We start from the raw sequence: 25,014 nt of genomic DNA on the forward strand, positions 1-25,014 counted from the left end.
GCCGCGCGGAAGAATGGCGGCCATGACGACCCCATCCTCCTCCCACCTCAAGATCGATTTCGTCTCGGACGTCTCCTGCCCCTGGTGCGCCGTCGGCCTGGGCTCGCTCGAGGCGGCGATCGCCCGCGTGGCGCCCGGGGTGACGGCCGAGCTGCACTTCCAGCCCTTCGAGCTGAACCCGCAGATGCCGCCCGAGGGCCAGGACACCTTCGAGCACCTGAACCAGAAATACGGTTCCACGCGCGAGCAGCAGGCCCAGATGCGCGAGGCTATCCGCCAGCGCGGCGAGGCCGTCGGCTTCGTGTTCAACCCAGAGGGCCGGCCGCGCATCTACAACACCTTCGACGCGCACCGGCTGCTGCACTGGGCCGAGCTCGAGGACGCGGCCAAGCAGGTCGCGCTGAAGAAGTCGCTGCTCAAGGCCTACTTCACCGATGCAGAGAATCCTTCCGACCCCGAGGTGCTGGTGCGGCTCGCGGCCGCCGCGGGGCTCGATGCGGCGCGGGCACGCGAGATCCTCGCGAGCGACGAGTACGCGGACGAGACCCGCGCGCGCGAACGCATGTACACCGACGCGGGCATCCACTCGGTGCCCGCGATCATCATCAACGACCAGCACCTGATCTCGGGCGGCCAGCCGGTGGAGGTGTTCGAGCGCGCGCTGCGGCAGATCGCGGGGGCGCAGCCCAGCGGGGTGGTGTCGGCCTGAGGCCTTTCAGCCGTCTTGAGCCGCGGCGGCGTTTCGCCTTGAAACGAAGCTGACTCGCGGCTTTACACGGCGCTGGCATGCTGGGGTCAACCGCGCACCGAGGGCGCGGGTTGAACCCACCATGCACATCTCTTCGATCCGGTCGCGCCTCGCGAGGGGCGCATGGCTGGCGGCCGCGGCGCTGTGGCTCGCGGGCTGCGCGCTCGGCACGCGGCCCGATGCGACACCGATCGCGCTGCGCGGCGCACCGCCCGATGCACTGACCCAACTGCGCTGGCTCGACCGCGTGAGCTGGGGCGCGAACGCCAGCGGCCAGGCCGAGGTCACCAAGCAGGGCCTGGCGGTGTGGATGGGACGGCAACTGAAGCCCGTGCCACAGCCGCTGCCGCCCGAGGCCCAGGCGCAGATCGACGCGATGGAGATCGCGCGCACGCCCATGGACACGCTCGCGATCGCGCTCGATGCCGAGCGCAAGGCCGCCGACGCGCTGGCCGACGAGGACCAGAAGAAGGCCGCGCGCCAGGCCTACCAGCAGCACCTGAACCGGCTCGCGCGCGAGGCGCAGCAGCGCTTCGTGTTGCGCGCGCTCTATTCGCCGAACCAGCTGCAGGAGCAGATGACCTGGTTCTGGATGAACCACTTCAACGTCAGCCAGCGCAAGGGCGGCGACATGCGCGCGCTGATCGGCGACTACGAGGAGAACGCGATCCGCCCGCAGGCGCTGGGGCGGTTTCGCGACCTGCTCGGTGCCACGCTGCACCATCCCGCGATGCTGCGCTACCTCGACAACGTGCAGAACGCCGCCAACCGCATCAACGAGAACTACGCGCGCGAGCTGATGGAACTGCACACGCTCGGCGTGGGCAGCGGCTATTCGCAGGCCGACGTGCAGGAACTCGCGCGCGTGCTCACCGGTGTCGGCGTGAGCCTGCAGCCGGCCGATGCGCCGCCGCCGAAGCTCAAGGCCGCGATCGCCGCCGACTACCGGCGCCAGGGCCTGTTCGAGTTCAATCCCAACCGCCACGACTACGGCCCCAAGACGCTGCTGGGCGAGCCGATCCGCGGCCGCGGCCTGGCCGAGGTCGACGAGGCGCTCGACCGCCTCGCGCGCGCGCCGGCTACTGCGCGCTTCGTCTCGCGCAAGCTTGCCGTCTATTTCGTGGCCGACGATCCGCCGAGCGCGCTGGTCGAGCGCATGGCCGCGAGCTTCACGCGCAGCGATGGCGATATCGCGGCCACCTTGCGCACGCTGTTCGAGTCGCCCGAGTTCACGGCCTCGCTGGGCCGCAAGTTCCGCGACCCGGTGCACTACGTGGTGGCCGGCGTGCGGCTGGCCTACGACGGCCGCGTGGTGGCGAACGTGGGCCCGATGCTCAACTGGATCGACCGCATGGGCGAGCCGCTCTATGGCCACGAGACGCCCGATGGCTATCCGCTGCACGAGGCGGCCTGGGCCAGCGCCGGGCAGATGAACACGCGCTTCGAGATCGCGCGCGTCCTGGGTGCGACCGGTGCCGTGCTGTTTCTCAACGACATGAAGGCGCCGATGGAGAAACCGGCCTTCCCGCCACTGGCCGAATCGCCCGTCGTGCGCGAGCTGCAGACCGGCTTCGGCCCCGGCACGCGCGAGGTGCTCGCGCAGGCGAAGAACCCGCCCGAATGGAACACGCTGCTGCTGGCCGCGCCCGAGCTGATGCGCCGGTAGCTGCCACCCCCACAAGGACCACGCTCATGCAACGCCGAGAACTGCTCCGTTTCGCCGCCGCCGCGCCGCTGGCCGGCGCCGCCGCCCGCCTGATCGCCGCGCCGGCCGCCGAGGGCGCCAAGCTGTTGGTCGTGTTCCTGCGCGGTGCCTACGACAGCACCAGCCTGCTGGTGCCCACCGCGAGCGACTTCTACTACGCCTCGCGGCCCGGCATCGCGATCGCGCGACCGGGCACCGCGGGCGGCGCCTTGCCGCTCGATGCCGACTGGGGCCTGCATCCCGCGCTGGCGCAGAGCGTGATGCCGCTGTTCCAGCAGAAGCAGGCCGCGTTCATCGCCTTCGCCGGCACCGACGACCTCACGCGCAGCCACTTCGAAACGCAGGACGGCATCGAGTTGGGCCAGGCGCTCGACCGCCGGCGCGACTACCGCTCGGGCTTTCTCAACCGCCTCGCGGGCGTGCTCGGCGCGGGGCCGCTCACCGATGTCTCGCCGATGGCCTTCACCGACCAGTTGCCGATCTCTCTGCGCGGCGATGCGAGGGCCGCCAACATGGCGCTCGCGGGCAATGCGCGGCCCACGCTCGATGCGCGCCAGAGCCAGCTCATCGCCTCGATGTACCGCGACACGCCGCTCGCGCAGACCGTGGCCGAGGGCTTCCAGGTGCGCGACGAGGTGCGGCGCGCGATGCAGGCCGAGATGGACGCCGCGAGCCGCAACGCCATGACCTCCAGGGGCTTCGAACTCGTCGCCCGCCGCATGGCCGCGCTGATGCGCGAACGCTACGACCTCGGCTTCGTCGACATCGGCGGCTGGGACACCCACGTGGGGCAGGGCGCCGCCACCGGCTACCTCGCGAACCGCTTCGAGGAACTGGGCCGCGGCCTCGCGGCCTTCGCGCAGGAGATGGAGCCCGAGAACTGGCGCCAGACCGTGGTGGTGGTCATCAGCGAGTTCGGCCGCACCTTCCGCGAGAACGGCAACAAGGGCACCGACCATGGCCATGGCACGGTCTACTGGGTGCTCGGCGGCGGCCTCTCGGCGCAGGCCGGCGGCCGCGTGGTCGGCGAGCAGCAGGCGCTGACGGCCGCCACGCTGTTCCAGAACCGCGACTATCCGGTGCTCAACGAGTACCGCGCGGTGCTCGGCGGGCTGTTCCAGCGCATGTACGGGTTGTCGTCCGCGCAGGTCGCGAAGGTGTTCGACGGCGTGACGCCGAAGGACCTGAAGCTGGTGTGAGTCTCACCAGAACTTCCACCAGGGCCTGCGCACCGGCGCGGGCGCGGCCGAGGTCGCGGGCCGCTTCGCGCGCCCGGGCGCGCCGCCCATTGCATTCGCACTGAAGCGCACGCTCGGCGAGCCCTTCGCGGTGGCCGCGGCGCGCGCGCGGCCGTAGTTCATCGTCGGCGGCGCGAAGTTCGACGGCATGCCGTCGTCGTGCACGGCCAGCGTGCCGCCCGCGCGTTCCACCAGCAGCTGGTAGTAGTGCCAGACGTTGTCCTCGGGGCCGTTGACGATGCGGTTGTAGGCGCGGCGCCAGGGCCAGAACAGCTGCTCGCGGTGGGTGCTGCGCATGCCGGGGTAGCTGTCGTCGCCGAGCGCGACCACGCCCCATTCGGCGCCATGGTTGCGGCGGAACACCTCGCCCACGTAGCTGCCCAGGCCCTTGGCGTAGTCGAAGACCTGCGCGTCGCTCGGCTTGTCGTTGCGCGCGCGCAGGTGCAACTGCTGCAGCAGCGCCTCGACCTTGCGGATGCTGGCGTCGGTGAAGTCGAGCGCCACATCGAAGTTGCGGCGCGCGCGCTCGATCATCTCGGCCGCGGCCTCGGTGGCCTCGGCTTCGATGCGGCGGTCGGGGATGAAGCCCATCGCTCGGTGCCCGTCTCAGAACGAGGGCACGGGATTGCGGCCCTGCACCAGCGCATAGGCGCCATTGCGCAGGCTGTAGACCAGCTGCTCGTCGACGGTCTGCACGCGCAGGTCGTTCGCGTCGCGCGTGCGCGCGCCCTTGAAGACGATCTGCAGCTCGCCCGGATCGTCCTGCGTGCCGAGCGCGAACTCGGGCTTGCCGTCGACGCGGTAGCAGGCGCCGCGCGGCGCTTCCTCGGGGCGCGTGCCCTGCAGCACCGGCTCGCAGGCGCCGTCGGCACCGCCGTTGTCGGCGCCCAGCGGCACGCCCTCGATCAACTGGCGCACCTCGGCGGCGCCGATCTCGTAGACCGAGAGCCAGCTGCCGCAGTAGCCCTGCCAGCAGCTGCCGCTCGTGACGGTCAGCACGAAGCGCTGCGGCGCGATGCGCTCGACGCGCGTGAGGCCGATGTTGCCGGAGAAGCCGAGGTAGTCGACGCCGTCGTTGCGGCCGGCGAGCTTCCAGCCCGCGTCGCCCTGCTCGAAGAAATAGGCGCCCAGCCATGCGCCCGCCACGTGGGCATCCATCGGCTGGCCGCGGTCGTCGAGCGGCACGGTCTCGGTGAGCAGCACGGCATGCGTGTCGTCGAGCCGGACCACCTCGCGCGGCGAGACCTGCGCGCGGGTCGGCGCGAAGCCCTCGGTCATCGGCTTGCCGTCGTTGCCGATCTCGGGCAGTTGCACGTCGTCGGTGCGGCTCGCGGTCTCGCCGACGGGCGGTGGCTCGAACAGCAGCGCCATCAGCGCATCGCGCTGCAGCGTGGCCGAGAATTCGGGCCGGGGCGTCGCGGGCGCCGCCGGGTCCGCGGCGGCGGGCGTGGCCTCCACGGCGGCCGTGTCCTGCGCAGCTGTCGCACTTTCGGATTCGTTCTGCGTGCAGGCCGTGAGCAGAATGAACATCACGGTACTAACGGCGAGCGATGCGAGCAATGCAAGGGGCCGGCGCTGCGAAGCAGGGCGGTTCGACGGGGTCGGTGTGCGCATGCGGGCATTGTTGCTCAAGCAGCGCCGATGACCCCGCGCGGGCGGCCCGACCGCGCTTCCCTTCAGAATCGGGGCGTGCGGCGCGCGCATCGGCATGCCGCGCCTTCCGAAGAATCCCCGTTCGCACTGGAGCCTCTTTCATGACCACCACCTCGACGCTGTTGCAACTGCTGGGCACCGAACTGCCGCTGATCCAGGCCCCCATGGCGGGCGTGCAGGGCAGCGCGATGGCGATCGCCGCGAGCAACGCGGGCGCGCTGGGCTCGCTGCCCTGCGCGATGCTCTCGAACGACGCCATCCGCGGCGAGGTCGCGGCGATCCGCGCGGGCACGACGAAGCCCTACAACCTCAACTTCTTCTGCCACCAGCCGCCGGTGCCGAGCGCCGAGCGCGAAGCCACCTGGCGCGCCGCGCTCGGTCCCTACTACGCCGAGTTCGGCATCGATCCCGCGGGCATCGCGGCCGGCCCGGGCCGCAACCCGTTCAGCGCCGAGATCGCCGAGCTGCTGGCCGAGTTCCGTCCGCCGGTGGTGAGCTTCCATTTCGGGCTGCCGTCGGCCGAGCTGCTCGCGCGCGTGAAGGGCTGGGGCGCGAAGGTGCTGGCCTCGGCCACCACCGTCGAGGAGGGCCGCTGGCTCGCGGCGAACGGCGCCGACGCGGTGATCGCGCAGGGCCTCGAGGCCGGCGGGCACCGCGGCCATTTCCTGTCGCACGACCTCACGGCGCAGCTGGGCACCTTCGCGCTGCTGCCGCAACTGGCGCAGACCTTGCGCGTGCCGGTGATCGCCGCGGGCGGTATCGCCGATGCGCAGGGCGTGGCGGCCGCGATGGCGCTGGGCGCGGCGGGCGTGCAGGTGGGCACCGCCTACCTGCTGGCCAACGAGGCCACCACCAGCGCCATGCACCGCGGCGCGCTCAAGAGCGAGGCCGCGCGCCACACGGCGCTGACCAATCTGTTCACCGGCCGGCCCGCGCGCGGCATTGTCAACCGCGTGATCCGCGAGCTGGGCCCGCTCGGTCCCGCGCCCGAATTCCCGCTCGCCACCTCGGCGATCGCGCCGCTGCGCGCCAAGGCCGAGGCCCAGGGCAGCGGCGACTTCTCGCCGCTGTGGTCGGGCCAGAACGCGAGCGGCTGCCGCGAACAGCCCACCGCCGAGATCACGCGCTCGCTGGCCGAAGGCTTCAAGGCTTCGCTGCGCTGACAGGACCTTCCGCTTTCTTCTTTTCATCGACATGACCACGCTCCAACTGCCGCTCCAATTCCTCGAACAACCGACCGCCGCAGGCACGCGCGATCCCTGGCTGCTGGTGCTGATGCATGGCGTGGGCAGCAACGAGCAGGACCTGTTCGGCCTCGCGCGCCTGATGCCGCCGCAGTTCCACGTGCTGAGCCTGCGCGCGCCCTATGTGCTCACGCCGGGTTCCTATGCCTGGTTCGAGTTCGAGGTGCTGGCCGATGGCCAGCGCCGCATCGACGAGGACCAGGAGCGCGAGAGCCGCTTCCTGGTCGGCGAGATGCTGGCCTCGGCTTCGGCGCAACTGGGCATTCCGCCGAGCGCGTGGTGGTCGGCGGCTTCAGCCAGGGCGGGATCATGGCGCTGTCGCTGCTGCTGACCAAACCGGCGTCGATGCGCGCCGCGATGGTCTGGCACAGCCGGCTGCTGCCGCAGGTGCTGCCCGATGTGGCCGCGCCCGAGGCCTTCGAAGGCAAGTCGCTGTGGGTGAGCCATGGCAGCGCCGACAACGTGATTCCGCCCGCGGCCGCGCAGGCCACGCGCGAACTGGCCGGCAGCCTGCCGCTGTCGCTCGCGGGCAGCGATTTCCCCGGCGGCCACGAGATCCGGCCCGCTGAATTGCAAGGCACGCTGGCCTGGCTGCAGTCGCTCACGGCCGCGCACTGAGCGTTGCCCGCGCGCCCCGGAAACCGGTGGCGCCGCATGCGTGTCGAGGGCGTGGCTGAACTTCCGTGTGGCGAGGGCGTCACACGGGGTTACGAGGACCGGCGCGTTCCGGTCCTCTTGTTCGTGCAACATGACGGTTCGTCATCACGCACCGCACGCCACAGGAGAGACACGCCGCCATGCCCGAGAACGACAACAACGACTTCCGTGCCGAACGCGACATGAGCACCGCGGGCGAGACCCGCGACTACGCACCGCGCCGCGAGCGCTCCATGCTGCCGTGGGCGCTGCTCGTGCTGGTGCTGCTGGTGGCCGGCTACTTCGGCTGGCGCTGGTACCAGCAGCAACAACAACCCGTGGCGCCGCCGGTGGCCACCACTACCCCCGAAGACGCACCGCCCGCGCCCGCGCCGGCCCCCGCGGCCTCGGGCCCGCAGAACCCGGTCGATGCGCTCGCGCCGCCCGATGCCGCGCTGCCCTCGCTGGCCGATTCCGATTCGCGCGTGCTGAAGGCGCTGGCCGAACTGCTCGGCGGCAAGAACGCCAACGCCTTCCTGCGTCCCGACGGCGTGGTGCGGCGCTTCGTCGCCACGGTCGACAACCTCGCGCGCGAACAGGCCCCCGCGAGCGCCTGGCCGGTGCAGCCCACTGGCCAGCGTTTCATCACAGAGGGGCAGGGCGCCAACCAGACCATCGCGGCCAACAATGCCGCGCGCTACAACGGCTTCGTGCTGCTCGCCGAATCGGTCGACCCGGCCAAGGCCGCGGGCGTGTACGCGCGGCTCTATCCGCTGTTCCAGCAGGCCTATGAAGAGCTCGGCTATCCGGGCCGCTATTTCAACGACCGGTTGATCGCGGTCATCGACCACCTGCTGGCCGCGCCCGAGCCCACGGGGCCGGTGCAGGTGCGGCTGGTCGAGGTCAAGGGCGACTATCCCTCGCAGCGCCCGTGGACGCGCTACGAGTACGTCGATCCGCAGCTCGAGTCGCTCAGCGCGGGCCAGAAGATCATGGTACGCATGGGCCCGGAGAACGAGCGCAAGCTCAAGGCCAGCCTGCGCGCGCTGCGCCAGCAGATCGCCACGGGCGAGGTCGCGAAGAAGAAGTCCTAGCCCGCCGCGCCGGTCTTCGGCGCCTGGATGTCGAGGCTCCACATCGCGGTGTCGCTGGTCGACACCGCCACCGCGCCGGCCGCGAGCGCGCTGCGTACGTCGTTGGTCGTCGTCACGAAGCCCGAGGCGACGATCGGCGGCAGCGCGTTGCGCTCCTTGATCGAGATGTGCGGCAGCATCGGCGCGGGCATCAGCTGGACCAGGTTCGGGTCGCTCTGCTCGAGCGCTTTCACGCTGCGCGGCCAGGTCGAGCGGTCGGTCACGAACACCTTCTGCATGGTCAGCAGGCCAGCGCGGTTGGCGCGCTGGATGGTCGCCACGCGCGTGGACACCAGGCTGGTCGCGCCGATCTCGGCCAGGTATTCCACGCCGCCCTTGTCGGGCGAGATGCCCTCGCAGCTGTCGATGTTGACGATGGCGATCTTGTCCGCGCGCGTGATGGTCGCGACCACGGCCTGCAGCCGGCGCAGCTCCACGTTCGCGACGATGGCGATCTCGCTCGCGCTGTCGACGAAGCTGTCGATCTGCTCCGCGCCGTAGAGCGTCGCGATGATCGGGTGCCGCGCGAGGCGCGCGCCGAGGGAACGGTCCATTCGATGGGGCTCAGTCTGCGGAAGGGGGCAGCTCGTCGGTGAGGCCGAGCTTGCCCGGGTTCAGGATGTTCTTCGGGTCCAGCGTGCGCTTGATCGCCTGCAGCACCGGGAAGGCGCTGCCCAGCGAGTCGGCCATGTAGGGCGCACGCAGCAGCCCGACGCCATGGTGGTGGCTCAACGCGGCATTGTGGCGCACCAGCACCGCGTTGGCCGCGTCCCAGGCCGCGCGGTACCAGCGCGCGCGGTCCGCCACCTCGACCTCGCCGCGCAGCGAGAAGTAGAGGCAGGCGCCGTCCACGTAGGCATGCGACTGGTGGGCCGAGCCGGCCAGCGTGCCGGGCACGGCGTTGATCGCGGCCACCACCTCGTCGTAGATCGCGGGCAGGTCGCTCCAGCGGCCGCTCATCTCGAGCGTGTCGGCCACGAAGCCCGGGCTGCGCTTGAAGCCCTCGGCGCTCTTGCCCGTGAGGTAGCGGGTGTCGAGCCAGCGCTCGAAGATCACGGGCCCGTCGAGCTCGCGGCCCAGCTCGCGGCAGGCGCGCTCGCTGATCGCCATGACCGCGTCGACCATCTCGGGCGCGCCCTCGTCGGCGATCAGAAGCACGTGCGTGTCGGCCAGCTCGAACTGCACCTTGCTCTCGAGCGCGTCGTACAGCCGCAGCGCGGCCGGGTTGGCGCCGCGCTGCATGATCTGGCGGCAGGCCTCGAGGCCGGTGGCGAAGCTGTCGAAACTGAAGGCGATGGCACGGCCGTAGTCGGGCAGGCGGTGCAGCTTGAGCCGCACGCGCACGATCACGCCGAGCGTGCCCTCGGAGCCGATGAACAACTGCTGCAGGTCGGTGCCGACCGCGGCGCGCGAGTAGCCGCCCACGGTGACGAGGCTGCCGTCGGCCAGCACCACGTCCATGCCGAACACCATGTCCTCGATCTTGCCGTAGCGCGTCGAGAGCTGGCCCGCGCCGCGGCAGGCGACCCAGCCGCCGACCGTGCTGATGCCGAAGGACGAGGGCCAGTGGCCCATGGTCATCCGGTGGTCGCGCTGGATGGTCTCCTCGAACACGTCGCCGAACATGCCGGCCTCGACCTCGACGATCTGGCTCTCGGCATCGAAGCCGATGAATCTGTTGAGCTCGCAGACGTCGAGCACGATGCCGCCGCGCACCGGCAGCGCCGCGCCGGTCACGTTGCTGCGGCCGGCCGACACGGTGACGGGAATCGATGCCGCGTGCGCGATGCGCATCACGGCCTGGATCTGCTCGACGCTGGAGACGCGCACGATCGCGGCCTGCGGCGTCGCGGGGCGGCCGCCGGTCTCGCTGACCATGGAGCCGGCCCACCAGTCGCGCGTCCAGGCCACCACGTCGGCGGTGGCGGTGAGCACCTCGTCGGCGACCTGGCGCAGCGCCTCGAGCTGCGCGAGCGGCACCGCGATCGGCGCGCGCTGCAGGCCCGCCGGGCCGTCGGTGGCCGCGATGGTCTTCGCATAGGCCGGTGGCGTGTGCGCACCGACGATGTAGTTGCGGCGGTTGTAGCCGCGCTGGATGGCGTCCTTGCTGATCATCTGCTTTCTCCCATGAGGATGGATTTTTCGTGTGCGAGGGCGGCGCGGTAGCTGGTGACCTGCTGCGCCGTCTCGGCGGGGGACAGGCCGAGTTCGGCCTGGAGGATTTCGCCCACGCGGTCCGCGGCGCGGCCCGAGGCGTCGCGCGCCATCAGGCGCGCGCGGATGCGCCGCGACAGCACGTCGTCGACGGTGCGAGCGAGTTCGTGGCGCACCGCGTAGACGATCTCGGCCTCGCTGTAGGGCAGGCCTTCGACGATCGGCTTCTGCAGGCTGGGGTCGTCCTGCAGGATGTCGCTGACGAAGCGCGCCTCGGTGCCGTAGCGCTCGCCCAGGTGGGCCGAGAGCCCGCCCGAGGCGGTGATCGCCTGCGCGTCGTAGCCGGCCGCGCCGAGCAGGAAGGCCGACTTGGTGGTGCAGCCGGCGCGCCGGCCCAGCACCTTCTGCGCGGCATCGATGGTCTGCTCGGCCATGTGGCGCGAGGTGGTGAGCTTGCCGCCGACGATGGTCAGCAGCCCGTCGGAGGCGGTGCGGATCTCGTGGTTGCGCTTGATCTCGAGCGTCTTGCCGCCGGGCGGCGCCACCAGCGGACGGCAGCCCGCGATACTGCCGACCACGTCCTCGGCGCGCAGGTCGGTCTTGAGCGCCGAGCGCGCGCCCTCGAGCAGGAAGTCGAGCTCCTCGCGCGTGCAGCAGACGTCGTCGAGGTTGCCCTCGTAGTCCTCGTCGGTGGTGCCGAGGTAGGAGACGTTGCCCCAGCGCGTGATGGTCGCGCGCCGGTTGCGGCCCGGCACCGGAATGGTCACGGTGCAGTCGTTGCGGATCTTGAGCCAGGGGATCGCCACGTGCACGCCCTTGGCCGGGCGCACGTTGAGCGTCTTCTCCTCGTTCTTGCGCCGGCCGTCCCAGTCGCGCAGCCATACGCCGGTGGCCATCACCACGACGCGGGCGCGCGCGCGGATCTCGCCGCCGTCGGCCTGCACGATCGCGCCGTCGACCTTGCCGTGCGCGTCGCGCGTGATCTCGATCGCCTTCGCATGGTTGAGCACCGCGGCACCGTGGAAGGCGGCGGTGCGCGCCACGTTGAGCGTGAGGCGCGCGTCGTCCACGCGCGCGTCGAAGTACATGAAGCCGCCGGTCAGGTGCTCCTCGCGGAAGGTGGGGCAGTGCGACAGCACCTCGGCCTTGCTGAGCTTCTGGTGCAGGATGCCCTCGCGCCAGCCGCCCGCGATGTCGTAGGTCCACAGCAGGCTCTCGAAGGCCTTGGCCAGGCGCTTGTCGAACACGCCCTCGCGCTCCATCACCGGGAACAGGAAGGGCAGGCGCTGCACCAGGTGGCGCGCGTTGCGGCGCAGGCGCTGGCGCTCGAGCAGCGAGTGCCGCACCAGGCCCAGGTTGCCCTGCTCGATGTAGCGCAGGCCGCCGTGCACCATCTTCGAGGACTTCGACGAGGTGCCGAAGGCGAAGTCGTCCTTCTCGACCAGCGCGACGCGGTAGCCGCGCAGGCTGGCATCGAGCGCGGCATAGGCGCCGGTGATGCCGCCGCCGACGATCAGCATGTCGAAGTGCTCGTCGCCCAGGCGCGCGATCAGGTCGGGGCGGTGCAGGCGCAGGGGCTCGGTGGCCGTCATCTCGGCGCGGTCCCTGGCCGGTCGAAGGGATGGCAGGACCCTCATCGTGGATGTTCTCCTGGCGTGGTGGAAAGTGGTGGGTTCTTGAAGCGCTGCGCATGCGCGAGCTCGGAGTCGACCCGTGCCTGCCATTGCGCGCGCCGGGCCTCGCGCTCGTCGGCGCCGATCGCGGGTTCGAACACCGCGTCGGTGGCCAGCGTGGCGCGGGCCTCCTGCAGCGAGGGCCACAGCAGGCCCGAGGCGCCCGCGAGGAAGGCGGCGCCGCGCAGGCTCGCGCGCTCGGTCTCGGCCATGCGGCGCACCGGCATGCCGCTGAGGTCGGCCTGGATCTGCAGCAGGGTCGAGCTGCCCGACAGCCCGCCGCCGACCACCAGTTCGGACACCTGCAGGCCCGAGACCTGCTCGTTGGCCGCGATGCACGCGGCCACCGAATGCGCGATGCCCTCGAGCACCGCGCGCGCCACCTCGGCGCGCGTGGTCGCCATCGAGATGCCGGTGAGCGAGGCGCGCGCGGCCGGCTCCATCGCGGGCACGCGCAGGCCCGTGAGGGCGGGGACGAAGCTGACGCCGTTCGCGCTCGCGGCCTCGGCCGCCAGCGCGCCGATCTGCGCCGCGTTCTCGAACCACTGCAGCTTCTCGCAGACCCAGTTGAGCGCGGAGCCGGTGGTGGCCACATAGGTCTCGACCGCGAAGTGCGAGACGCCGCCCGAGCGCCGCGCCGTCATGGCGAGCGTGCCCGGATGCAGGCCCGCGTCGAGGGGCGGCACGGTGCCGGTGATCACGTCGACGAAGCTGCCGGTGCCGTGCACGCACATGGCCTGCGCGCGGTCGAGGCAGCCCAGGCCGACGGCGCCCGCATGCTGGTCGCCCGCGCAGGCGAGGATCGGCACCGCGATGCCGAGCAGCTCGGCGCGCGTGCGGCCCAGGTCGCCGGCATCCTCGCGCAGCGCGGGCAGCAGCGCGCGTGGAAAGCCCAGGGTGTCGATCCATTCGAGCTGGTAGCGGTGCTCGGCCAGCACGTAGGCATTGCCCGAGGTCACGTTGGTCGGCGTGGTCACGCATTCGCGCCGCTCCGACAGGTGCCACAGCAGCCAGCTGTCGATGGTGCCGAAGGCGAGCCGGCCCTGCTCGAAGGCATGCGCCACGGCCGGCGTGTCGCGCAGGTGGTGCGTGGCCCAGAGGTAGGGCGAGCGCACGCCGACCGGGCGGCCGAGCTGGCGCATCAGCGGCGCGTCCCACTCGGGCGCGAGGCGCGCCAGTTCGTCGACATGGCGTGTGTCCTGCCAGACCATCACGGGCACCAGCGCGCGGCCCGTGCGGGTGTCCCACAGCACGGCCGAGCAGCGCTGGGTGGCGATGGCGAGCGCGGCGATGCGCTTGCCCTCGGCCGGCGCGCGCGCCACGCTGGCGCGGCACACGGCCAGGGTCTTCGCGAGGATCGCGTCGGCGTCCTGCTCGACCACGCCGGGGCGCGGCGTGTCGACCGAAAGGGGCGCGTACTCGAGGCAGGAGACGTGGCCGTCGCGGCCGACGACCGCGGCGCGCGTGCCCGAGGTGCCTTCGTCGATGGAGAGGATCACGTCCTCGGTGGTGGAGCTCATCGGTTCATTTTTCCCAGGGAGGGTTGGAGCGAATCGGAGGGGATGCCGGTGCGCGCGTCGTCCTTGAACTGCGGCGCGCCGGCTTCGTTGTCGGGGTTGATTCCAGTGCGGGTCGGGTCCCAGCGGATCGCGAAGCAGATCGCGCTCGCGATCAGCGGCACCACCGAGAGGATCAGGAAGGTGTGCTCGAGACCGTACTTCTCGCGGAACAGCGGGAACACCAGAAGGCCCAGCGCCGCGCCGATCGAGCCGAGCGCGCCGATGATGCCGTTGGCCCCCGCGCGCAGTTCGCTGCGGAAGGACAGCGAGGACAGGCTCTTGCCGTTGGCGCCCGGTCCGCCCGAATGGAACAGGATGAACAGCGAGGGCACCGCCACCGCCAGCCACAACGGCATGCGGCCATGGAACAGGCCCAGCGTCAGCAGCATGAGGAACACCATCGCGAAGCCGAAGGCCGAGGCGCGGCGCAGGCCGAGCTTGCGGCCGATCCATGGCGAGAGGAAGCCGCCGAAGATGCCGAACACGTTGAAGGCCAGCGCGCCGATGGTGGCCTGCGCGAAGTCCTTGCCGAACAGCGTGGCGCTGATCAGCGGCAGGTACCAGCCGACCGCGAAGTACTGGATCGACTGGCCGATCTGCACCGTGGCCGCGAGGATGGTGCGCGGCAGGTAGACGCCGCGGAAGATCAGCAGCACGTTGGCCGCGCCGCGGCGGGCCTGGTTCGTGACCGGCACGCGCTCGTGGCGCGGCGCGGCGGCGAAGCGCTCGGCATAGATGCGGCTCATGGCGGCGGCGGCCTCGTCGAGCCGCTCCTTGCGCGCGAGCCAGACCGGGCTCTCGACCAGCAGCGCGAACTGCAGCAGCAGGATCGCGAGGCCGAACACCGCGGTGGCGGCCACCGAGTAGCGCCAGATCGAGTCGCCCACGTTCCACGAATAGAACATCAGCGCCAGCAGCAGGTTGCTGCACACGGCTAGGTACCACATGCCCTGCCAGGTGTTGAGCCGGCTCTTGAAGCGCGCCGGCGTGAACTCCGCCAGCACCGCCATCGCGATCGCGAAGTCGATGCCGTAGGCCGCGCCCACGAAGAAGCGGCCGACCAGGATCGTCTCGAAGCCCGGCGCGAACACCACGATCACCGCGCCCGTGACGGCCAGCACCTTGGCGAGGATCAGCGGCCGGATGCGGCCCCAGCGGTCGGCCATCCAGCCGCCGATGGGATTGAAGGCGATCGCGACCCACGAGGCCATCGAGGTCATCAGCGCGACCTGCGCGGCGCTCAGCGAGAGGTTGCGCGTCATGGGCCCGAGGCCCGCGCTCAGTGCGGAATTGGAAAAGGCGTCGAGGAACAGTCCGCCGAGTGCGAGCCACCAGATGACGGCGGCCCGGCCCTTGATGCCCTGGCGTGAATCCAGGTAGGCGATGACATCGTCGATGCCGCGGATCTTGAGCACGTTGGGTTGCACAGTTGTCTCCATTGGAATAATCCGCAAGAAGACGATGCAAACCATGCAGGCGCGACAAAGCCATCTCACAGATGGTCTTTAAATCTGAACCTGCGCCGAAATTCTAAGTGCGAAGTTTTCAATCCGTCAATGAATGTGAATCGAGGCGGTGTTAACCACTAGGACCGCCAGAAGCCACCGTGTTGCATCTGTTCCCACGGGGACAAACAGCATGGCTCGTCGTTCCTAGAGTCGCGTGCTTCGAAAGACACGACGAGGAACGAACGAGACATGAAGACCCTGATCCACGCCATCGCGCTGTGCGCCGCCGCCTGCATGGCCTTGCCGGCGGCGCACGCGGCCACCGTGCAGCAGCATGCGGTGCAATCGACGGTGCCCGATCCGCTCGCGGGCGTCGATGCGGCCAAGGGCACCAAGGTCGCGTTCACGCTGTTTCTGCCCGATGCGAAACCCGAGGGCGGCTATCCGCTGGTGCTGCATGCGAGCGGCTTCGGCCTCGGCCGGCTGCGCGAGCTGCCGCCGCGCGACACCGATCCGGGCGCGAGCTACTGGTCGCGCGTCGACCGCCTCGTGCCCACGCTGGTCGAGCGCGGCTATGCGGTGATCAGCTTCGACCATCGCGGCCACGGCGACAGCGGCGGCGACAGCCGCATCATGGACCCGCGCGCCGAGATCGCCGACATCCGCAGCCTGATCGACTGGGCCGAGCGCGAGCTGCCGCTGCGCAAGGGCGCGGACGGCAGGCCGCGCATCGGCACCATCGGCGGCTCGTACGGTGGCGGCTACCAGATGCAGCTCGCGCAGCTCGAGCCGCGCATCGCAACCGCGATCCCGTCGATGACCTGGTACGACCTGCAGCATTCGCTGGCGCCGCAGGGCGTGCTCAAGCAGGGCTTCGTGCAGTTCGAATGCTTCATGGCGCAGCGCGGCAAGGTGCGCGACGGCGGCCTGCTGCGGCCGCTGTGCGAGACGGCGCCGAAGGCCGGTGCCTGGGCCTGGAACGACATGGGCGCCGATGCGCGGCGGCTGCGCGATGCCTACCAGGCGCACGGGCCCTCGGGCCTGAGCTGGGCGGGGCAGCCGTCGCGCCGCGTCGATGCGCTGGTGGTGCAGGCCAGCGAGGACGTGCTGTTCGACATGGGCGAGGGCCTGCGCAACTGGCGTCAGCTCAAGGCCGGCGGCGGCGACGTGCGGCTCATGGTGCTGCGCTCGGGCCATGTGAATCCGCGCGCGGGGCAGCGCGACAAGCCGGCGCGCTGCGGCAATGTCGATGCGATGGACGCGATGCTCGGCTGGCTCGATGCCAGGCTGCGCGACATCGAGCCGGCCGCGCCTTCGGTGCCCCAGCTGTGCATCGCGCTCGACGACGGCACGGCCTTCGAGGGCGCGGCACCGATCGCGGCGCAGTCAAGCGCGGCCCTCGCGCGCACCGAGGTGCGCGCGGGTTCGTCGGCGCCGGTCTTCGTTCCCTTGCCGACCGATGCGCCGCGCGGCGCGGTGCTGGCCGGCGTGCCCGAGGCCGAGCTCGACGTGCGGGCGGCCGGCGGACCCGGCGTGGCGCTGGTGGGGCTCGCGCTGCGCCGCAACGGCGAGCTGATGCTGCTGTCGGACCAGGTGGTGCCCGCGCCGCCGGGGCGGCAACGCATCGCGCTCGGCGGCGTGGCCGCGCGCCTGCGTCCCGGCGACGAGCTCGGCGTGGCGCTGTTCGCCACGCATGCGCAGTACGTCTGGGCGCCCGCGTCGGGCGCGCCGGTGGCCGGCATCGCCGGCGACAACGCCTATGCGGTCTCGGGCCGCGTGTGGCTGCCGCTGGCGGCCGAGGGCACGGCGCGGTAGGCACGCAGCGCATCGAGGTCGCGCAAGGTCACGACCTGGTAGCCGAGGGTGAGCAGGCCCTCGGCCTCGAGCCGCCGCAGCGCCGCGTTGAGCCGCGGGCGCGACATGTTGCAGTAGAGCGCGAGCTCGGCCTGGGACACCTGCAGCTCGAGCGAGCGCGGCGGAAAGCCCGCGGGGCTGAACAGCGAGGCCAGGCTCTGCGCGACCTTGGCGACCGGGTCGAGCGTGCGGTCCGACAGCGTGACGGCCATCGACTGCGTGAGCCGTTCGCTCAGCAGCTGCAGCACGAAGCGGTTGAAGGCACGGTTGCCGTCGAGCAGGTGGAAGAAGGCCGCCTTCGGCATCTTGATGACCACCGCGTCGGACAGCGCCACCGCGTCGCAGAAGCGCGGTTCGTTGCGGATCAGCTCGACCTCGCCGACCCAGCTGAAGGCCTGGCCCATGAAGGTCACGGGCTTGCCCGAAGCCGAGGTGGTGCACAGCTTCATGCTGCCGCGCCCCATGCCGACCCAGTGCTCGGCCGAATCGCCGCGGTGCCAGATGGCCTGGCCCGCGGCGAGCTCGACGAAGCGCAGCTGCGGCAGCAGCACTTCGGCTTCGTCGTCGCTCAGCGTGTGGGCCCAGACGCAGCCGCGCCAGCGCGACTTGAGCGAGGCGATCTCGCCGGGGTCCATACGGCGTCCGGCGGCCTGTCGCGGCTCAGGCCGCTTCGGTTTCCTGGTACTCGCCCACGGGCACGCAGCTGCAGAACAGGTTGCGGTCGCCGTAGACGTTGTCGACGCGGCCGATCGGCGGCCAGTACTTGGCGTCCTTGAGCCCGGCCAGCGGGAAGGCGCCGAGTTCGCGCGCGTAGGGATGGCCCCATTCGCTGCCGAGCAGGCTCGCGGCCGTGTGCGGCGCGTGCTTGAGCGGGTTGTCGTCCTTCGGCCAGACGCCTTCCTCGATGCGGCGGATCTCGCCGCGGATGGCGATCATCGCCTCGATGAAGCGGTCGAGCTCGGCCAGCGGCTCGCTCTCGGTCGGCTCCACCATCAAGGTGCCAGGCACCGGGAAGCTCAGCGTGGGCGCATGGAAGCCGTAGTCGATCAGGCGCTTGGCGACGTCCTCGGCGGTGACGCCGCTGGTGTCCTTGAGCGGGCGCAGGTCGAGGATGCACTCGTGCGCGACGTGGCCGTTAGGGCTCGCGTACAGCGTGGGATAGTGGTCCTTGAGCCGCGCGCTGATGTAGTTGGCGCTGAGGATCGCGGTCTCGGTCGCGGCCTGCAGGCCCTTCGCGCCCATCATGCGGCAGTACATCCAGCTGATCGGCAGCACGGCCGCATTGCCCAGCGGCGCGGCCGACACGGCACCCACGCCATGGCCCGAGACGCCCGCGGTCGCATGGCCCGGCAGGTAGGGCACGAGATCCTCGACCACGCAGACCGGGCCCACGCCCGGGCCGCCGCCGCCGTGCGGGATGCAGAAGGTCTTGTGCAGGTTCAAGTGGCTCACGTCGCCGCCGAACTCGCCCGGCGCGGCCACGCCCACCAGCGCGTTCATGTTGGCGCCGTCGACGTACACGCGCCCGCCGTGCGCATGCACCAGCTCGCACAGCTCCTTCACGCGGGTCTCGAACACGCCGTGCGTGCTCGGGTAGGTGATCATCACCGCGGCCAGGTTCCTGCCGTGCTTCTCGCAGGCGCGCTTCAGGTCGTCGAGGTCGACGTTGCCCTGCGCGTCGCAGGCCGTCACCACCACCTGCAGGCCCACCATCTGCGCGCTCGCGGGATTGGTGCCGTGCGCCGACGAGGGAATCAGGCAGATGTTGCGGTGGCCTTCGCCCTGGGCCTCGTGGAAGGCGCGGATCGCCAGCAGGCCCGCGTACTCGCCCTGCGAGCCGGCATTGGGCTGCAGGCTGATGCCCGCGTAGCCGGTGGCTTCGCAGAGCCAGGCGCGCAGCTGGGCGTCGAGCTGGGCATAGCCCTGCAGCTGCTCGGCCGGCGCGAAGGGATGGATGTTCGCGAACTCGGGCCAGGTGATCGGGATCATCTCGCTGGTCGCGTTGAGCTTCATGGTGCAGCTGCCCAGCGGGATCATGCTGCGGTCGAGCGCGAGGTCCTTGTCCGACAGGCTGCGGATGTAGCGCAGCATCGCGGTCTCGCTCTTGTGGGTGTTGAACACCGGATGCGAGAGGAAGGCGCTCGCGCGGCGCAGCGCCTGCGGGATGCGCGGCGCGGTGTTGGCGGCCAGCTCCTCGAAGCGCGGCATCGGCGTGCCGGCGGGCACGAACAGCGCCCACAGGGTCTCGACGTCGGCGCGCGTGCTGGTCTCGTCGAGCGAGATGCCAAGGTGCTGCTGCAGCCGCTGGCGCAGGTTCACGTTGGCGGCCTGCGCGCGCTCGAGGATCTTCGCGGTGTCCTCGCCGGTGCGGATGGTCAGCGAATCGAAGGCGGTCTCGTTGACCGGCTCGCGGCCCATCTGGGCCAGGCCGCGCGCGAGGATGGCGGTGAGCGCGGCCACGCGCTGCGCGATGCGCGTGAGGCCGTCGGGGCCGTGGTAGACCGCGTACATGCTCGCGACCACCGCGGGCAGCACCTGCGCGGTGCAGATGTTCGAGGTCGCCTTCTCGCGCCGGATGTGCTGCTCGCGCGTCTGCAGCGCGAGGCGGTAGGCGGGGCGGCCATGGGTGTCGACGCTCACGCCGACCAGGCGGCCCGGCAGCGAGCGCTTGAAATCGTCGCGGCAGGCCAGGTAGGCCGCGTGCGGGCCGCCGTTGCACAGCGGCATGCCGAAGCGCTGGGTGGTGCCGCAGACGATGTCGGCATCCCATTCGCCGGGCGGCGCGAGCAGGGTCAGCGCCAGCAGGTCGGCCGCGACGCAGAAGGCCGCGCCGTACTGGTGCGCATGGCCCGCGAGCGGGCGCAGGTCGTGCACGTGACCGGTGGTGGCCGGGTACTGCGCCAGCACGCCGAAGAATTCGCCGCTGGCCATCAGGTGCGGCAGGGTTTCCGAAGCGGTGCTGACCTTGACCTCGATGCCCAGCGGCGCGGCGCGGGTCTTCACCACCTCGATGGTCTGCGGATGGCAGTCGCCCGAGACCAGGAACACGTTGCTCTTGCTTTTGACGCTGCGCTTGGCCAGCGTCATCGCCTCGGCGGCCGCGGTGGCCTCGTCGAGCATCGAGGCATTGGCGATCGCCATGCCCGTGAGGTCGCAGACCATGGTCTGGAAGTTGACCAGCGCCTCCATGCGGCCCTGCGAGATCTCGGCCTGGTAGGGCGTGTAGGCCGTGTACCAGGCCGGGTTCTCGAGGATGTTGCGCAGGATCACGCCCGGCGTGTGGGTGCCGTAGTAGCCCTGGCCGATGAAGTTGCGGAACACCTTGTTCTTCGCCGCGATCGCCTTGAGCTCGGCCAGCGCGTCGGCCTCGGCGGCCGGTGCCGGCAGCCGCATCGGCTTGCTGCGCCGGATCGCCGCGGGCACGATGCCGTCGATGAGTTCGGCGCGCGTGGCCGACCCGATCACGGGCAGCATGCGCGCCTCGTCGTCGGCATCGATGCCGATGTGGCGGGCGATGAATTCCTCGGCGTTCTCGAGTTCTTGCAGGGTGGGCAGGGCGGCGGGGGTGGGCATGGCGGGCAGGGGAGGAAGGGGCGGGGGGAGCGGACTTCCGGACGCAGAGGACGCGAAGGTTACGCAAAGGGCGCGAAAGAATTCGATGAAAAAAGAACCAGGCAGAGGGCGATGCCGAAGCCGGTTCTCCTTTTTGCGTTCTTCGCGAAACCTTCGCGTCCTCTGCGTCCGGCAATCCGATTTCGGAACTTAGGCTTCTTCGGCGAACTTGCCGTAGGCGGTTTCGTCCATCAGCGCGTCGAGCTGCGCCGGTTCGGACAGCTTGACCTTGAAGAACCAGCCTTCGGCCAGCGGCGCGCTGTTGGCGAGCGAGGGGTCGGCGCGCAGCGCTTCGTTGACTTCGGTGATCTCGCCCGAGACGGGCATGAACACGTCGGCCGCGGCCTTCACCGATTCGACGACGCCGGCGACATCGCCCTGGGCGAAGCTCTTGCCGACCTCGGGCAGGTCGACGAAGACCACGTCGCCCAGCGCGTCCTGCGCATGGACGGTGATGCCGACCGTGGCGTTGCCGCCCTCGGCCTGCACCCATTCGTGGTCCTTGGTGTACTTGATGGTCATGTTGAAAAACTCCTCGTGGATAAAAAGTGGCCGATGCCGGGGCGTAGGTTAGCCGCGACGGCGGTCCGCCGGATGTCCGGTCGTCAGCCGCGGTAGTAGCGCGTCGGCACGAAGGGCAGGGTCGACACCTCCATCGGCACCGGCTTGCCGCGCACGATGGCCTGCACCCCGGGTGCCGGGCTCGGCGAAGGCGGTGGCCACGTAGCCCATGGCGACCGGCCGGTCGGCCGTCGGGCCCAGCAGGCCGCTGGTGACCTGGCCGATGTCCTGGCCCTCGAAGGACTGCAGCGGCGTACCGTCGCGCACCGGGATGCGCTCGAGCGCGACCAGGCCGACGCGGCGGCGCTTGAGCGTGTCGTGGTCGAGATGGCCGGCCGCGCCGGTGGCCGCCACGAGCTGGGCCAGGATCTTCTCGGCGCCGGGGAAGCCGCCCGCGCGCGCGCCGCCCGTGCGGCGCACCTTCTGGATCGCCCAGTTGAGCGAGGCCTCGACCGGCGTGGTGCTGGTGTCGATGTCGCTGCCGTAGAGGCACAGGCCGGCCTCGAGCCGCAGGGAGTTGCGCGCGCCCAGGCCGATGGGCTCGACCTCGGGCTGGGCCAGCAGCAGCCGGGCCAGCGCCTCGGCGTCCTTCGCGGCGACCGAGATCTCGAAGCCGTCCTCGCCGGTGTAGCCGCTGCGCGTGACGAAGGCGGCTATGCCGCCGATCTGCACCGCGCCGCCGGTCATGAACACGAAACGCTCGATGCCGGGAGACAGCCGCGCCAGCGTGGCCGCGGCCTGCGGGCCCTGCAGCGCGAGCAGCGCCTGCTCGGGCAGCGGCTGCACCTGGCAGCGCTGGCCGATCCTCTGCTGGATGTGGGCGATGTCGGCCACCTTGCAGGCGCCGTTGACGATCACGAACAGCGAGCCGTTGCCTTCGTTGAAGAACATCAGGTCGTCGAGGATGCCGCCCTGGTCGTCGAGCAGCAGGCCGTAGCGCTGCTTGCCCGCGGGCAGGTCGATCACGTCGACCGGCATCAGGGTCTCGAAGGCGGCCGCGGCATCGGGGCCGGACAGGCGCAGCTGGCCCATGTGGGAGATGTCGAACAGGCCCGCGGCCGCGCGCGTATGTTTGTGCTCGGCCATCAGGCCGGCGGGGTACTGGACCGGCATCGAATAGCCGGCAAACGGCACCATGCGGGCGCCGAGTTCCAGGTGCAGCGCGTGCAGCGGGGTCTTGAGCAGTTCGGATTCGGGGGCGGAAGCAGCCACGGGGCACTCCTGGGGGCAGCAATCGAATGCCATGGCTCGCGCCATGGGGCCACCCCTGCTGTCCGCTTTACCTGAGAGATTCGCCCCACGATCGGGGTTTGCTCCTTCGGTGGACCGGGCGCCTGCGGCACCGGCCTCTCTCCAGCAAGGAAACGCCGTCCCGCGAAGGCCGGCGCTGTGTCAGTCCTTTTGCCTGAGCGTTCGGGGGTTCCCCTGCGCCTTCGGCGGCCCCGTGCGGGGCTCTCTCCTGACCCGGGCGAGTGTAGTGGATTGCGGGCGGCTTCAGCCGCGGTCGCGCAGCCGGTCCGACAGTGATCGGCAGATGGCGTCGTGGGCCCGGCCGGCGGCGGCCGAGTGGGCGAAGAAGCCGAAGAACGGGTGGAACATGTCGTCGAAGGCCAGCAGCCGGGGTCGGAACGCCGGCCGCCTCGAGCCGGTGCGCGTAGGCCAGGCCTTCCTCGCGCAGCGGGTCGTGGCCGGCGACGGCGATCAGGGTCGGCGGTAGGTCCGCGACGTTCGCCGCGCGCAGCGGAGACGGCGGCACCTCGGCGGCGCGGTGGGCCGAGGCCCCCATGCAGAGCCGGGCGATCTCGCGCAGGTCGGCGGGCGCGAGCATCGGGTAGTCGATGCCGCGGGCCTCGATCGCGGCCACGTCGCGCGCCATGTCCAGGCCCGGCACCACCAGCAGCTGGGCCGCCAGCGGCCGCGCATGGCCGCGCAGCGCCAGCGCGGCGCAGGCGGCCAGGTTGGCGCCCGCGCTTTCGCCGGCCAGGGCGACCCGGGACGGATCGCCGCCAAGGGTTTCCGCATGGTCCAGCGCCCAGCGGGTCGCGGCCAGCGCATCGTCGTGCGCGGCCGGGAACGGATGCTCGGGCGCCAGCCGGTAGTCCACCGAGACCACCACCGCTTCGACGTCGCGGCAGAGCTTGCGCGCGATGTCGTCCATCAGTTCGACGCTGCCGAGCACGAAGCCGCCGCCGTGCAGGAACACCACGGTGGGCAGCACAGCGTCGGCCGAGACGGGCCGGTAGACCCGCACCGGCACGCGCAGGCCCTGGTGTTCGGCGATGCGGTCCTCGGTGGAAGCCACGACCGGCAGCGTCGTGCGCCCGCGCGCCGCCATCACCGCGCGGCGCATGCGTTCGCGCGCCTCGCCGGGCGTGCCGGAGAACGGCGGCGGTGCCTTGTTCGCGCGCATCGCCGCGACGATCGCGGCGAGCTCGGGATCGAGCGGCGCGCTCATTGCAGCCCCAGCACATAGGCCTGCGAATCCGCCGCGCGCTGCCGCAGCCGATCGAGGTCCACATCGAGCAGGCGGCCGTCGCGCTTCACCGGCCTCCCCGCGACGAACACGCTGTCGACATTGCCCGGATGGGCCGCCAGCACCACCGCGCCGACCGCGTCGGAGACCGGCGCGAGGTTCAGATCGTCGGCGCGGATCAGCACCACGTCGGCCTGCTTGCCCGGCGTGAGCGAGCCCACCTTGTGCGCCAGCCCGTTCGCCTGCGCGCCGGCCACGGTGGCGAAGCCCAGCACGTCGCGCAGGCCCAGCGTCGCCGGAGCGTTCGTCGTCTTCGAATGGCCGCCGCCCATCCACGAGCGGTAGTACGCCAGGGCATGGCGCATCTGCGTGAACATGTCGCCCGCGCACTTGGTCTCGGTGTCGCCGCTGAGGCTGGGCCGGATGCCCACGGCCAGCAGCCGGTCGAACGGGATGTCGCCCATGCCCTGCGCATTGAGCTCGCAGTGCACGCCGAGCGAGGCGCTGACGCCGGCGTCGGCCATCATCGCGAACTCGTCATGGTGCGAGCAGCAGCAGTGCACGAAGGTCAGGTCGTCGCCGAGCACGCCGGCCTCGTGCATCTGCGCGATGCCGCGCACGGCGGCGTTGCGCGCGTAGGCGCCCATGTGGATGCTCGAGCGGATGCCGAGTTCGCGCGCCAGCCGCAGGTCGCCGAGCCAGGTCTCGCGCTGCGCCATCTCGGGGCCGCGCGCGGCCATCGCGAGCGTGAGCAGCTGGTCGTCGCTCGAGAAGTAGCGCTCACGCAGCCGCCTGATGTCCTGCGGATGGCCGCGCTCGCTGCCGAACATCCACGAGGCGCCGTCGACCAGCGGCCAGCCGTGCGCGAACACGCCGCGGATGCCGGCGTCGCGCAGCGCCGCGATCGCCGCATCGGAATGCTCGGGGCTGTTCTGCACGTGCGACCAGTCGAGCATGGTGGTGATGCCGCTGTCGAGCGCCGCGACCGCGCCCAGCAAGGTGCCGGTGTAGACGTCCTCGGGACGGTAGGCCGCGCCCTTGGCGCCCAGCATCTCGGCGAAGTAGATCTGCGAATCGATGTCGGCATAGCGATGCCGCACGCAGCTCTGCCAGGTGTGGCGATGGGTGTCGACGAAGCCGGGCAGCACGATCATGCGGTCCGCCTCGATCCGTTCGGCCTGGGGGGCATCGATGCGCGGCGCGATCGCGACGATGCGCTCGCCCTCGATCAGCACATCGCCGCGGCGCAGCTCGCCGATGTCCGGGTCCATGCTCAGCACCCAGCCGCCCGCGATCAGCAATGGCCTGTCGTCGTTCTTCATC

17 protein-coding genes, 3 pseudogenes and 2 riboswitches are annotated in these 25,014 nt (G+C 71.0%); of the genes and pseudogenes, 7 read left to right on the forward strand and 13 right to left on the reverse strand.

Going from position 1 to position 25,014, the window contains the following annotated elements:
• The first annotated feature begins 22 nt into the window (after nucleotides 1-22).
• The 3 genes from ACHMXE_RS23435 (at nucleotide 23) to ACHMXE_RS23445 (ending at nucleotide 3,652) form a co-directional block, all read left to right on the forward strand.
• Nucleotides 23-709 (forward strand): DsbA family oxidoreductase, encoded by a 687-nt coding sequence (locus ACHMXE_RS23435; RefSeq protein WP_395351578.1) that lies wholly within the window; start codon nucleotides 23-25, stop codon nucleotides 707-709.
• Nucleotides 710-830: 121 nt separating this feature from the next.
• Nucleotides 831-2,414, forward strand: a complete 1,584-nt coding sequence (locus ACHMXE_RS23440) for a DUF1800 domain-containing protein (protein ID WP_395351580.1) — start codon at nucleotides 831-833, stop codon at nucleotides 2,412-2,414.
• A 26-nt stretch (nucleotides 2,415-2,440) separates the two neighbouring features.
• Complete coding sequence (locus tag ACHMXE_RS23445; protein ID WP_395351582.1) at nucleotides 2,441-3,652, forward strand: DUF1501 domain-containing protein; 1,212 nt, start codon at nucleotides 2,441-2,443, stop codon at nucleotides 3,650-3,652.
• Between the two features lie 3 nt (nucleotides 3,653-3,655).
• On the opposite strand, the gene ACHMXE_RS23450 is transcribed toward ACHMXE_RS23445, so the two are convergent.
• Both ACHMXE_RS23450 and ACHMXE_RS23455 read right to left on the reverse strand, forming a co-directional pair.
• On the reverse strand, nucleotides 3,656-4,282 hold the full coding sequence (locus tag ACHMXE_RS23450; RefSeq protein ID WP_395351584.1) for a hypothetical protein: 627 nt from the start codon (nucleotides 4,280-4,282) through the stop codon (nucleotides 3,656-3,658).
• 15 nt (nucleotides 4,283-4,297) lie between these two features.
• The gene (locus ACHMXE_RS23455) at nucleotides 4,298-5,149 is read right to left on the reverse strand and encodes a hypothetical protein (protein ID WP_395351586.1); all 852 of its coding nucleotides are present in this window, start codon (nucleotides 5,147-5,149) and stop codon (nucleotides 4,298-4,300) included.
• 296 nt (nucleotides 5,150-5,445) lie between these two features.
• Between ACHMXE_RS23455 and ACHMXE_RS23460 the strand changes: the two genes are divergently transcribed.
• From ACHMXE_RS23460 to ACHMXE_RS23470, 3 genes and pseudogenes are all read left to right on the forward strand, one after another.
• A complete protein-coding gene (locus ACHMXE_RS23460; RefSeq protein ID WP_395351588.1) occupies nucleotides 5,446-6,507 on the forward strand; it encodes an NAD(P)H-dependent flavin oxidoreductase in 1,062 nt (353 codons plus the stop codon).
• Between the two features lie 31 nt (nucleotides 6,508-6,538).
• Nucleotides 6,539-7,206, forward strand: a pseudogene (locus ACHMXE_RS23465) (alpha/beta hydrolase).
• Nucleotides 7,207-7,385: 179 nt separating this feature from the next.
• A complete protein-coding gene (locus ACHMXE_RS23470; RefSeq protein WP_395351590.1) occupies nucleotides 7,386-8,318 on the forward strand; it encodes a DUF3014 domain-containing protein in 933 nt (310 codons plus the stop codon).
• Here the strand turns inward: ACHMXE_RS23470 and ACHMXE_RS23475 are convergent.
• The 5 genes from ACHMXE_RS23475 to ACHMXE_RS23495 are packed head-to-tail and all read right to left on the reverse strand — an operon-like array spanning nucleotide 8,315 to nucleotide 15,170.
• Complete coding sequence (locus tag ACHMXE_RS23475) at nucleotides 8,315-8,911, reverse strand: glycerol-3-phosphate responsive antiterminator (RefSeq protein WP_395351592.1); 597 nt, start codon at nucleotides 8,909-8,911, stop codon at nucleotides 8,315-8,317. The genes ACHMXE_RS23470 and ACHMXE_RS23475 overlap by 4 nt on opposite strands.
• 10 nt (nucleotides 8,912-8,921) lie before the next feature.
• On the reverse strand, nucleotides 8,922-10,472 hold the full coding sequence (locus ACHMXE_RS23480) for an FAD-binding oxidoreductase (RefSeq protein WP_395351594.1): 1,551 nt from the start codon (nucleotides 10,470-10,472) through the stop codon (nucleotides 8,922-8,924).
• On the reverse strand, nucleotides 10,469-12,148 hold the full coding sequence (locus ACHMXE_RS23485; RefSeq protein ID WP_395351596.1) for an FAD-dependent oxidoreductase: 1,680 nt from the start codon (nucleotides 12,146-12,148) through the stop codon (nucleotides 10,469-10,471). Before ACHMXE_RS23485 ends, ACHMXE_RS23480 begins: the two co-directional genes overlap by 4 nt.
• Entirely contained in the window at nucleotides 12,145-13,704 is a 1,560-nt protein-coding gene (locus tag ACHMXE_RS23490; RefSeq protein WP_395351598.1) for an FGGY family carbohydrate kinase, read from the reverse strand. Before ACHMXE_RS23490 ends, ACHMXE_RS23485 begins: the two co-directional genes overlap by 4 nt.
• Nucleotides 13,701-15,170, reverse strand: coding sequence for a nitrate/nitrite transporter (locus ACHMXE_RS23495; protein ID WP_395351600.1), 1,470 nt, complete (start codon nucleotides 15,168-15,170; stop codon nucleotides 13,701-13,703). Before ACHMXE_RS23495 ends, ACHMXE_RS23490 begins: the two co-directional genes overlap by 4 nt.
• Before the next feature lie 270 nt (nucleotides 15,171-15,440).
• Between ACHMXE_RS23495 and ACHMXE_RS23500 the strand changes: the two genes are divergently transcribed.
• Nucleotides 15,441-17,006, forward strand: a complete 1,566-nt coding sequence (locus ACHMXE_RS23500) for an alpha/beta fold hydrolase (protein WP_395351602.1) — start codon at nucleotides 15,441-15,443, stop codon at nucleotides 17,004-17,006.
• Here the strand turns inward: ACHMXE_RS23500 and ACHMXE_RS23505 are convergent.
• The 6 genes and pseudogenes from ACHMXE_RS23505 to ACHMXE_RS23530 all read right to left on the reverse strand — a co-directional run bounded on the left by ACHMXE_RS23505 (nucleotide 16,949) and on the right by ACHMXE_RS23530 (nucleotide 25,013).
• On the reverse strand, nucleotides 16,949-17,680 hold the full coding sequence (locus ACHMXE_RS23505; RefSeq protein ID WP_395351604.1) for a Crp/Fnr family transcriptional regulator: 732 nt from the start codon (nucleotides 17,678-17,680) through the stop codon (nucleotides 16,949-16,951). The genes ACHMXE_RS23500 and ACHMXE_RS23505 overlap by 58 nt on opposite strands.
• Nucleotides 17,681-17,705: 25 nt before the next feature.
• Nucleotides 17,706-20,618: an aminomethyl-transferring glycine dehydrogenase gene (gene gcvP / locus ACHMXE_RS23510; protein WP_395351606.1), complete on the reverse strand. Its 2,913-nt coding sequence runs from the start codon at nucleotides 20,616-20,618 to the stop codon at nucleotides 17,706-17,708.
• A gap of 189 nt (nucleotides 20,619-20,807) precedes the next feature.
• Nucleotides 20,808-21,179 carry a glycine cleavage system protein GcvH gene (gcvH, locus tag ACHMXE_RS23515; protein WP_203201634.1) on the reverse strand — a complete coding sequence of 124 codons (372 nt, stop codon included), beginning with the start codon at nucleotides 21,177-21,179 and terminating at the stop codon, nucleotides 20,808-20,810.
• 83 nt (nucleotides 21,180-21,262) lie between these two features.
• Nucleotides 21,263-22,463, reverse strand: a pseudogene (gcvT, locus tag ACHMXE_RS23520) (glycine cleavage system aminomethyltransferase GcvT).
• A gap of 15 nt (nucleotides 22,464-22,478) precedes the next feature.
• A riboswitch (glycine riboswitch) is annotated at nucleotides 22,479-22,585 on the reverse strand.
• Nucleotides 22,586-22,605: 20 nt separating this feature from the next.
• Nucleotides 22,606-22,690, reverse strand: a riboswitch (glycine riboswitch).
• 209 nt (nucleotides 22,691-22,899) lie between these two features.
• Nucleotides 22,900-23,673, reverse strand: a pseudogene (locus ACHMXE_RS23525) (alpha/beta hydrolase); the annotation flags it as partial.
• Entirely contained in the window at nucleotides 23,670-25,013 is a 1,344-nt protein-coding gene (locus ACHMXE_RS23530; RefSeq protein WP_395351608.1) for an amidohydrolase family protein, read from the reverse strand. The gene ACHMXE_RS23530 and the pseudogene ACHMXE_RS23525, both read right to left, overlap by 4 nt.
• Nucleotide 25,014 lies beyond the last annotated feature (1 nt).

Source organism: Variovorax sp. UC122_21 (assembly GCF_044056785.1).
GTDB lineage: Bacteria > Pseudomonadota > Gammaproteobacteria > Burkholderiales > Burkholderiaceae_C > Variovorax.

What these genes read in the sequence shown, in the direction of transcription:
- ACHMXE_RS23435 (WP_395351578.1), top strand. Translation starts at nt 23, where the DNA reads ATGACGACCCCATCCTCCTCCCACCTCAAGATCGATTTCGTCTCGGAC.
- ACHMXE_RS23440 (WP_395351580.1), top strand. Translation starts at nt 831, where the DNA reads ATGCACATCTCTTCGATCCGGTCGCGCCTCGCGAGGGGCGCATGGCTG.
- ACHMXE_RS23445 (WP_395351582.1), top strand. Translation starts at nt 2,441, where the DNA reads ATGCAACGCCGAGAACTGCTCCGTTTCGCCGCCGCCGCGCCGCTGGCC.
- ACHMXE_RS23450 (WP_395351584.1), bottom strand. Translation starts at nt 4,282, where the DNA reads ATGGGCTTCATCCCCGACCGCCGCATCGAAGCCGAGGCCACCGAGGCC.
- ACHMXE_RS23460 (WP_395351588.1), top strand. Translation starts at nt 5,446, where the DNA reads ATGACCACCACCTCGACGCTGTTGCAACTGCTGGGCACCGAACTGCCG.
- ACHMXE_RS23470 (WP_395351590.1), top strand. Translation starts at nt 7,386, where the DNA reads ATGCCCGAGAACGACAACAACGACTTCCGTGCCGAACGCGACATGAGC.
- ACHMXE_RS23475 (WP_395351592.1), bottom strand. Translation starts at nt 8,911, where the DNA reads ATGGACCGTTCCCTCGGCGCGCGCCTCGCGCGGCACCCGATCATCGCG.
- ACHMXE_RS23480 (WP_395351594.1), bottom strand. Translation starts at nt 10,472, where the DNA reads ATGATCAGCAAGGACGCCATCCAGCGCGGCTACAACCGCCGCAACTAC.
- ACHMXE_RS23485 (WP_395351596.1), bottom strand. Translation starts at nt 12,148, where the DNA reads ATGAGGGTCCTGCCATCCCTTCGACCGGCCAGGGACCGCGCCGAGATG.
- ACHMXE_RS23490 (WP_395351598.1), bottom strand. Translation starts at nt 13,704, where the DNA reads ATGAGCTCCACCACCGAGGACGTGATCCTCTCCATCGACGAAGGCACC.
- ACHMXE_RS23500 (WP_395351602.1), top strand. Translation starts at nt 15,441, where the DNA reads ATGAAGACCCTGATCCACGCCATCGCGCTGTGCGCCGCCGCCTGCATG.
- ACHMXE_RS23505 (WP_395351604.1), bottom strand. Translation starts at nt 17,680, where the DNA reads ATGGACCCCGGCGAGATCGCCTCGCTCAAGTCGCGCTGGCGCGGCTGC.
- gcvP (WP_395351606.1), bottom strand. Translation starts at nt 20,618, where the DNA reads ATGCCCACCCCCGCCGCCCTGCCCACCCTGCAAGAACTCGAGAACGCC.
- gcvH (WP_203201634.1), bottom strand. Translation starts at nt 21,179, where the DNA reads ATGACCATCAAGTACACCAAGGACCACGAATGGGTGCAGGCCGAGGGC.
- ACHMXE_RS23530 (WP_395351608.1), bottom strand. Translation starts at nt 25,013, where the DNA reads ATGAAGAACGACGACAGGCCATTGCTGATCGCGGGCGGCTGGGTGCTG.